Raw genomic sequence first — 8,650 nt, 5'->3', positions numbered from 1 at the left:
CTAGTCATTGTCGTTGCCTGTTGTGCCCTTACGGCGCGGGGCACGCCGCCGCAGAGGCAGTGACTCGTCCTGAAGGCGCCGACCGACAGCGTCCTCCTTGGCCACCAGGGACAAATCGTCGACCAGCCCCAGTACGCGCAGGACCTGCACGTAGATGCCCAAGGCGACGGACGGGTCACCCTTTTCCACCTTGTAGAGCGTCGGCCGTGAAATGTCGGTCCTGAGGCAGACTGTTTCCACGGAAAACCGTCGGCGCAGTCGCGCTTCCCGGAGCCGCTGTCCGAGGGCTTCCAGTTCCCGTTTCGAGCCGGGATAAATGTGTGTTGTTTTCTTTGGCATAACGATAATAAAAAATAACAACAAACCGTAAAAATGTCAATTTTTATTTACATTAATTCTTGCGGGCGCTCCTCGTCGCCCCAGGGATCTTCGAAAAGCGACCATCTGACTTTAATGATAATAAAAGTTAACATAGAGCCCTTTATTGTAAAATTTTATAGACATTACCTCCACCCTAGGACCTCAGGACCGGCATGGGAATGGCGGCAGCCGTTTCACGGAAGTGAGTCTGGGACGCGAAGCGCCGCATAGGGGAGATGCCTGCCCTGTAGAGCGGGGGTGGCTACGGGCCGTCGACATCCCTTGTGAAAATGCCATCGAACCTCCGTAGGCCACAAAATCAACATCTTGGGAGCAGTGGGGCCAAGCGCATACCCCAAAACAAAAAAGCCGGGATCCCAGCGCCGGACTCGACCCGGTGACATGGTGGTCAATAGCCTGCTGACCGAATGTCTGAAAAGTTGTACATTTTCGATGATAGAGCCAAAAGGGAGTCACCTCAAAGGATTCCGACCGGCGACAATTCCTGCAAAGCAAGAACGGCCCACTCCGTTTTCGGGGCGGGCCGTTCCAATGTCTGATGGAGGAAAGAAAAAGAAACAGGGGCGTACATAACCACCGGCGCCCCTGTTATTTCATGTTTGTTAACCGCTACTTTCGCAGCACCTTGACCACCGCCGAGAAGTCTTCTTCGCCACGCCCGTCCTTGACCGCCTGCGCATAGCTTTGGCAGGCCACTTTTCCGGCTGGCAGGTCGAGCCCGAGCTTTTTAGCCTGCTCAAGCACCAACTCAAGATGTTCGTGCACGTACTTGAGCGCCAGGTTGCGGGTGAAGTCGCCGCGTGCGATGGTGCGGCCGCTGGTGTGGAAGAGTGGAGAGGCGACCCCGCCGGAATTGAAGACTTCGAGAATTTTGTCAATGCTGAAGCCAAGCTTCTCGCCGAACACGACCGATTCAGCGAGGGCCTCCATTAATTGGGCCTGGACCAGGTTGACTATGAATTTCATACGCGTACCGTCGCCGATGCCACCAACGTGGATGATGCTCAAACCGAAGTAGGAGAAGAGCTCGCGGCAGCTTGCCAGCAGGGTCTGGTCACCCCCGACCAGGATGGTGAGCATACCGTTGGCGGCATGTTCCTTAGTACCCCAGACCGGCGCGTCGAGGAACCTGACTCGGTGCTTGGCGGCCTCCTCGGCAATTTCGATTGTACTCTCTAGGGAATGTGTACCCATATCGATCAGGATTGTGCCGGGGTCGATACCGGCGAAGATGCCGTCGGGGCCGTAAATGTCCGGGCGTAGTCGTTCCTTCTCGGGGCGGATGTGAATCACCGCGTCAGCGCCCTTGACCGCCTCGCGCGGCGAGCCGGCCCTCTTGGCGCCCAGTTTGACCAGTTCTGCTACAACCGTTGGGTCCGAATCGTAGATGGTCAGATTGTAGTTCCCTTTGAGCAGGTTGGTGGCCATATGTTTGCCGACCGTACCCAACCCCAAAAAACTGACATTTTTTAACATTGTATGCCTCCTGCATCAAGTGCTGGACCGTGCTGATGGTTGCCGTCAATAATACAACGGGTTTTCCGTCTGCACAATTAGATAACGCACATCAACCAACACACAGCAGTCCTGTCATGGATATATAACCAAAAAAGTCAGAGGCACCTAGTCGATCCGAATGCCATTGTTGTCAGTACGGCGTACCTAACACAATGGCGCAAGTATCAGCATGATTTTGTACCGCTCCAGGATCGGCAAGCACGCCATAATCGCGCGGAAAGTGCTCCCAATATCCCGCATTACGAAAAAGGCCCATCCAAGCTGACGCCTCAGAATTCCCCCTGCCAAACTGAGGTGGGTGAATTACCAAAGTCGATGGTTCCTGCCCCCCCAGAGCTTCACAGAACCAAGTCAGGGTGGGGCATCCTTCCCTGTCGACCTGCCTGAAGCGGAAGCCGTCTTCTCCAGCCGACTGGCAAGACAAACGCCACCAAGTACCATCGAGCCACCGACAACCACCCCGGCACTGAGGGGTTCGCCAAGCATCACAATGCCACCCGAAACCCCGACCAGAGGAAGTACATAGAGAAGGTTGTTGGTCGCTGAAACACCCAGCGCAGGAATCGCCTGATTCCAGAGATGATAGCCGAGGGCCGAGCAGAACACACCGAGAAATACCACGCCTCCCAAGGCTGCCGAAGAAGGCCAGGGGATGGGGGTAAGCATCATTTCAGCAACGGCGCCGGGGAAAAAGCTGACGGTTCCGACCACCAGAATGGCCTGGGTAAGCTGCAGGTTCGGGTAGCGTCCTGCCAGACGCTCCACCAGGAAGGAATACCAGACCCAGGCGGCGACGGCACCGAACATCAGCACGTCGCCGAGCAGGGTCGCTCCGCCCTCCCCCGGGCCGATCAGCACCGCCACTCCCCCAAGTGCGACGAAGGACCCGAGCCACACACGCGTAGCCGGTCGGCGACGGCTGCGAATCGCCACGACCATTTCCGTGAAAAGGGGTATTGTGGCGATGATCAGGGCAGCGTGGGAGGCCGTTGTGTATTTGAGACCATAGTTTTCAAAGCCAAAGTAAAGGGATACGCCGGCAATGCCCAAACAGCAGATCGAAAACCGGTCCTGACGGTCAATCCGTTTCGGGAACTTACGGGTAAGGGGCCAGACCAGGCAGGCGGCCAGGGAAAATCGGGCAAAGGCCAAGGACAGAGGCGGGATCTCCTGCACCGCAGCCCGGGTGACCGGATAAGACAGCCCCCAGACCAGGATGCAGAACAGCGCCATTGCCAGCGCGCGCCAGGGTAAGGACAGGCAAGAAGGAACTGGGTGGTTTTTCATTGAAAGGGGATGGGCACGCAATTAGGGGGACCAGCAGGACCTGAGTATACTACATGTCATCAGGACACAAGAAAACACCGGGGCGGGGCAACCTGCGGACACCGTCCGCAATTTCTTCCCGCATTGGCCCCGGAGGGGGGTGGGGCCTGCCCGACATGAACACATTAACTCAAGCTATCGTAAGTCGCAACCGTTCTTTCCGTCGCTAACTCCTGGCCGACGAAAGGGCCACTTAATCTGGCGATCAGAATGGCCCTTGGAAGGTGTCGTAAAAGTGACGGCAATTTCGAACGGCTAAAATTGTCCTGCCAGTAGTGACTTGTCAGACAGCCCCCTACTGTCCTACCAACTTTGCCTCCTGGTTGCCCGCCCCCGCAATGATGAATATTCTACAATGGAGAAAAGAATATCCGCCATCCTCTTGAGCCATTAGGAAAATTAGGGGCTCCCCGGATTCCTCAGTTTGAACAACCTCGGCACAGCCCCCAACACTTCGGCCCTATAATGACAATGCGCAAGGGTAGCCGAAAGCCAGCCCTTGCGCATGAGACTGCTTGGTCGCCACCCTATTTTTCGGCCGGACTATCGAATTGATATCCGCAGGATGGGCACTTGACTGACTGGTAGGAATGCTTGTGTGCCGGCGTCGCACAGGCTGCAAGCGACAGGGTGAACAGCATGGCCAGCAGTATGGACAGGGTATGTTTCATCTGCTTCACCTCCTTTCCAGAAATCTATTAAGCTTTCTGTTATTTTAGCATGTTCCATGCCAGCTCGGCTGGAGCCCATCAGCTTGTCCAATCTGTACAGAACGATCCTCTGGCTAACCCTGAAGAAACTGAATGGTCAAAGCCCCAAGAACTGGCTACACTTGGCAGTAATTCCCTTGGCACAGCTCGTGAAAGTTGCGCAGCAACCATCTCGGAGTTTCGGCGTGAGCGATAAAGCCCAAAAACCTCCCTTCTGGATCAACCGCCTGCTGACGGTGGCGGCCCTGCTGGCTTGCCTCTCCGCCCTGGCCGTACTTTATTTCGGCTGGGAGAGAGACCCTCACCATCACCACGGACTGATCGCCGACATCACCGTCAACCTCGGCGGCCGGCCGCAGCGGGAGCACTGCACCACCTGTCACCCCGGCGGCGGCCTGGCGGTTGCGGCCGGGAAGCACGCTCACCACGGTCATCCGGACATCGCTCCCCACTCGGCGGAAAAGCTCGGCTGCACCGGCTGTCACCTCGGCGAAGGAATGGCGCTGGACGCACAAATATCCCACGGTCTCCCCGGGTTGGGGGCACGCACCGTGCTGAAGGGAAAGGAACTGCAGGCAAACTGCTACCGCTGCCACGAGCTTGGGCCTCTCCCCGGGGCTGAGCCAGCTTGGCGTGGGTATCGGATCTTTCTGGAAAAGGCCTGCGACACCTGTCACCATGTCGCCGGTCTGGGCCAGGGAGGGCGCTTTGGACCAGACTTGAGCGCCGTCGGCTCTTATCTGGGGCTCGCACAGCTAGAGGAGTCGATCCGTGAGCCAAAGAAGGAGCCGGCGAACTCGATCATGCCGCGATTTCCCCTCTCCGGCGGGCAGGTTGCACAACTCAGCTATTTTCTGAAAAGCCGGGTCAAAGATCCCCTGTACGCCACCCCTATGCAGGTGCAGGGCGGCCGGGTTACCCTGCCGCAGTTGCCCACCGCCGCCGACGAAGCAATCCTGCAGCGCAAGAGGTGTCTGGCCTGCCATCAGTTCGGTGAGGAGGACGGGCGCATCGCACCGGACCTGACCTATATCGGCGCCCAGCGCAGCGCCGATTTCCTCAGTGCGTTCCTCGCCAACCCGGCCCGGCTCATCCCCGGCGCCGTCATGCCGACGATCCTCCTGAGTGAAGCAGAGCGGGGCCAGTTGCTGCAGATGCTGACGACCGAGGCGATCGGCCCGGTCTTGCTGCATGCCACCGAGGAAGAGAACGGCCATAGCGATCATGGCGCTGTGACAGACCCTCTCGCCAAACACCTCTATATGGCCCTCTGCCAGCGCTGCCATGCCGCTTCCGGTGACGGCCACGGGCCCATCCAGCCCAACCTCGCCGGCTTTCCCCGGGCCTTCAAGGAAAACTCCGAGTTTTTCCGCCGCCTCGACGACGACCGCCTCGCCAGAAACATCGAGAAGGGCATCCCCGGCACATCCATGCCCCCTTACGGCCGATTGCTGGAGCCGGAGAGCCGGGAACGTCTTCTCGACCTACTTTTCAGCGCATTCATCGACGTGGCGCGCCACGACAAGGCCGAACTGCAGCCATTGCCCGCCCGGGCGTCTGCGACGCAACCGGCGGCGAAGGCCGACATGATTTACGACAAACTCTGCCTGCGCTGCCACGGCATCGCCGGCACCGGCACCGGGCCCGAGCACCTGCAGCATCTGCCGCGGCCGCGCAACCTGACCAACCGCCCCTACTTTGCTGCACTCGCCGACGATCGGATTGCCCGGGCCATCGCCGACGGCATCCCCGGCACGGCCATGCCGGTTTTCCGCCAAGCACTGAAGAGCGAGGAGTTGTGGGCAATGGTGGAAAAGGTGCGCACATTCTCGGGGGGAATGGAATGACCGATCGTGCGACGATGAACCGCCGCGAATGGCTCCGCCGCCTCTTTCTTTACGGGACGGTCGGGACCACCCTGGCTGCCCTGGGCGGCATCCTGCTCGACGTCTGGCTGGCCGCAGGTCGTTTCTCCGCCGCCCACTGGACGGACCTCGCCCCCCTCGATCTGCTGCCGGCCGACGGCGCCGCCCCTTTCCCGGAAAAGAAGGTGGCCGTCATTCGCCGGGGGAGTCGGCTCGCGGTCCTCAGCCTGGAGTGCACTCATCTAGGCTGTCTGCTCAATGCCGTCGACCAAGGATTTTTCTGCCCCTGTCACGGCAGCCAGTTCGGACCGACGGGCGAGGTCTGGTCCGGACCGGCCAGCCGCCCCCTGCCCTGGCATGCCGTTCGCGCCCGTGAGGGACGGCTCTGGATTCACACAGCCGGCAAGCGGCCGGAACCCGACTGGCTCGACTTGGCTGCTGAACAGGGGAGGAGCTGAGGATGGTACGGACGAAGCGGAATTTCTTCGATCACCTGCATGCTCCCACGGTCAGCCGCCGGGCGCTGCATCCCCTGACCACCCTGGGGCTCGGCATCGCCGCCCTGACCTGCCTTGGCGTTCTTCTGGTCACCGGCCTGACCCTCTTTCTCTACTACGTGCCGGAGCAGCAGGAGGCGTACGAGCGCATCCTGCATATCACTACCACCTTGCATTTCGGCGCCCTGGTGCGCAACCTGCACTTCCTGGCAGCCAACGCATTGGTGATCTTGGCCGTACTGCACCTCGCCCGGGTCTTTCTTACGGGGAGTTACCGGCGGCGGGGTTTGAATTGGTTATACGGCTTGGTGCTGCTACTGCTCATCCTTGCCGCCAACTTCACCGGCTACCTGCTGCCCTGGGATCAGATCTCCTACTGGGCGATCAAGGTCGGCGCCAGCCTGGTCGGCTATTACCCGGTCATCGGCCATGCGCTGCAAACCTTCCTCCTCGGCGGCGAAGAGATCGGTCCTGACACTTTGCCGCGCGCCTTCGCCCTGCACGCAGGCGCGATCCCCCTTGCCTTCCTGGTTCTCGGCTCTCTGCACCTGTGGTGCATCCGAAAGGACGGCGGCCTGGCCGCTGCCGCCGGGGAGCCGGACGATAAGTTGCCGGCGGCTCCCTGGCTCTACCGGGCCGAGGGCGCGGTAGCCCTGCTCACTTTGGCCATCCTTCTGGCGCTGTCGCTTTGCATCGACGCCCCGATCTATGAGCGAGCCGATCCCCTGCACCCTCCCAATCCGGCCCGGGCACCTTGGTATTTCGTCGGCGTCCAGGAGATGGTCAGCCACTCCGCTTTTCTTGGCGGAGTGGCTGCACCGACGCTGATCGCCCTCTTTCTGCTGCTGGCGCCGCAATTCGACCGCAGTCGCGCCGCAGGAGGGCGCTGGTTCGCTAGGGAGCGACGATGGCTCAACCTCGTCTTTCTCGCCATCCTGCTGAGCCAGATCGCCTTTATCATCGTCGGCCAATGGTTCCGGACAAGCAATTGGCAACTGCAGATCCCTTTTTGAACTACTCAGCAAAGGAGACACAACCATGCGTCATTACCTCAGGATGTTCACCCTGCTCACGCTCTTCGCGTGCCTGCTCGTTCCTCTTGCGGCCGCCGGCATGGACGAAAAACAGCAGCAGGAGTTCGACCGCATCGCCGGCCTGAAGATGGCCGATCTGACCCGGGAGTCCGCCGCCCTGCTGGATAAGAAGTACCCGGACGAAGACTGGGACGCCTGGAAATTCCCCTCCTATGTCTTTACCAGCGAGTCGGTGGAGGTCGGCTACAAGATCGCGGTGAAGGAACCGGAACTGCTAGGCAATCCCGACATCGCCGTCAAAGAGCAGGGGATTCCCTGCTACTGCTTCTGCGACGCCATGGGACACAAGAGCCTGCTGCACTGCTTCTGGAAAAAGGGGAAGGCGGGGGGCAAGTTCGATGACCATGCTGCTAGCTGCAACATCTGTTACGGCCAGGCGATGCTCGCCTTTCTCTGGAAGAACCTGGGGGCCAGCGATCAGGAGATTCTCAAGGGGATGGAGAAGAAGTTCGGCCACCTGGCAAAGCCGGAGGGTTCCAAGTAGTCCGACCCAGGCTCTGCTAAAACTTGGTCTTCCGCAGGCGCAGCGCGTTTGCCACCACCGATACCGAACTGAAGCTCATGGCTGCAGCAGCGATCATCGGGCTAAGGAGAATGCCGAAATAAGGGTAAAGCACCCCGGCCGCAATCGGCACCCCCAGGGCGTTGTAGACGAAGGCGAAAAAGAGGTTTTGCTTGATATTGCGCATGGTCGCCTCGCTCAGTCTGCGCGCCTTGAGAATCCCGCGCAGATCGCCTTGCATCAGGGTAACACCGGCACTCTTCATGGCCACATCGGTGCCCGTCCCCATGGCGATACCGACGTCGGCCTGAGCGAGCGCCGGCGCGTCGTTGATGCCATCGCCGGCCATCGCCACCTTGCGCCCTTCCTGCTGGAATTTTTTCACGACTTCAGCCTTGCGCTCGGGGAGCACCTCCGCTTCCACCTCATCCAAACCGAGCTTGCCGGCGACGGCCTGCGCCGTCGTGCGGCTGTCGCCGGTCAGCATGGCCAGGCGCAGTCCCTCGGCGTGCAACTCGCGAATGGCCGCGGGGGTGGTCTCCTTGATCGGGTCGGCGACTCCCAGCAGGCCGGCAGGTTTTCCATCGACCGCAGCGAACATTACCGTTTGCCCTTCGCCGCGCATCTTTTCTGCCCGGTCCAGCAGGGCGTCGCTGGCAATTCCCAGATCCTGCAATAAGGACGGATTGCCGAAAGCCACCTTGCGTTGGTCCACCCGGCCGGTAACCCCTTTGCCGGTGACGGCCTGAAAATCCTC

At 60.1% G+C, this 8,650-nt stretch carries 9 protein-coding genes; 4 read left to right on the top strand and 5 right to left on the bottom strand.

The features are described from left to right. The 4 genes from VD811_06510 to VD811_06495 form a co-directional block, all read right to left on the bottom strand. A complete protein-coding gene (locus VD811_06510; GenBank protein ID HXV20622.1) occupies positions 1-339 on the bottom strand; it encodes a helix-turn-helix domain-containing protein in 339 nt (112 codons plus the stop codon). A gap of 651 nt (positions 340-990) precedes the next feature. Then, positions 991-1,857, bottom strand: a complete 867-nt coding sequence (locus VD811_06505; protein HXV20621.1) for an NAD(P)-dependent oxidoreductase — start codon at positions 1,855-1,857, stop codon at positions 991-993. 393 nt (positions 1,858-2,250) lie between these two features. After that, positions 2,251-3,132 (bottom strand): DMT family transporter, encoded by an 882-nt coding sequence (locus VD811_06500; protein HXV20620.1) that lies wholly within the window; start codon positions 3,130-3,132, stop codon positions 2,251-2,253. A 620-nt stretch (positions 3,133-3,752) separates the two neighbouring features. Then, positions 3,753-3,896 (bottom strand): hypothetical protein, encoded by a 144-nt coding sequence (locus VD811_06495; protein ID HXV20619.1) that lies wholly within the window; start codon positions 3,894-3,896, stop codon positions 3,753-3,755. Between the two features lie 224 nt (positions 3,897-4,120). Here VD811_06495 and VD811_06490 point away from each other — a divergent pair, with 224 nt between their 5' ends. From VD811_06490 to VD811_06475, 4 genes are read left to right on the top strand one after another with little or no spacing between them, the layout of a single operon-like run. After that, complete coding sequence (locus VD811_06490; protein ID HXV20618.1) at positions 4,121-5,782, top strand: c-type cytochrome; 1,662 nt, start codon at positions 4,121-4,123, stop codon at positions 5,780-5,782. Beyond that, a complete protein-coding gene (locus VD811_06485; protein ID HXV20617.1) occupies positions 5,779-6,258 on the top strand; it encodes a Rieske (2Fe-2S) protein in 480 nt (159 codons plus the stop codon). The genes VD811_06490 and VD811_06485 overlap by 4 nt, the downstream gene beginning before the upstream one ends. Positions 6,259-6,260: 2 nt before the next feature. Next, entirely contained in the window at positions 6,261-7,310 is a 1,050-nt protein-coding gene (locus tag VD811_06480) for a cytochrome b N-terminal domain-containing protein (protein HXV20616.1), read from the top strand. A gap of 25 nt (positions 7,311-7,335) precedes the next feature. Beyond that, positions 7,336-7,875 carry a PCYCGC motif-containing (lipo)protein gene (locus tag VD811_06475; protein HXV20615.1) on the top strand — a complete coding sequence of 180 codons (540 nt, stop codon included), beginning with the start codon at positions 7,336-7,338 and terminating at the stop codon, positions 7,873-7,875. A 16-nt stretch (positions 7,876-7,891) separates the two neighbouring features. On the opposite strand, the gene VD811_06470 is transcribed toward VD811_06475, so the two are convergent. Beyond that, positions 7,892-8,650: HAD-IC family P-type ATPase (locus VD811_06470; protein HXV20614.1), on the bottom strand; the 759-nt coding region annotated here is incomplete at its 5' end.

It is taken from the genome of Desulfuromonadales bacterium, from assembly GCA_035620395.1.
In the GTDB taxonomy this organism is placed as follows: Bacteria; Desulfobacterota; Desulfuromonadia; order Desulfuromonadales; family DASPGW01; genus DASPGW01.
This window is presented reverse-complemented; position numbering and strand designations above follow the sequence as displayed.